The following is a 276-nucleotide window of genomic DNA, read 5'->3' as shown; positions in this document are numbered from 1 at the left end:
GGATGGTCTTTGATAATTTGAGCATATTCTTTAAAAAAAGCATCAAAGTCGTTTGCCAAACCGGAAGGAACGTAAGTCGCCTTAAAGGGATTATTGTCACATAAAGGCTGTTGCAGGAAGTAGTGGTAGCTGTGAGGATTATCTGGGGTTAAACCAACGTATGCATCGAGGTTAATGCTGGTAAGATTTTCACAGTTAAGATCGCCTTTTAACCTGTTTTGGTAAAGTGTTTCAGTGGTTGAGCCGGCTGCCAACCCTACGACTTTAGCACCGTTC

At 42.4% G+C, this 276-nt stretch carries 1 pseudogene; it reads right to left on the bottom strand.

The features are described 5' to 3' along the window. A pseudogene (locus tag CP367_RS10795) lies at positions 1-276 on the bottom strand (glucosamine-6-phosphate deaminase); the annotation flags it as partial.

Origin of the sequence: Lactobacillus sp. UMNPBX16 (assembly GCF_002553775.1) — a bacterium.
Taxonomy (GTDB): domain Bacteria; phylum Bacillota; class Bacilli; order Lactobacillales; family Lactobacillaceae; genus Lactobacillus; species Lactobacillus crispatus.
This window is presented reverse-complemented; position numbering and strand designations above follow the sequence as displayed.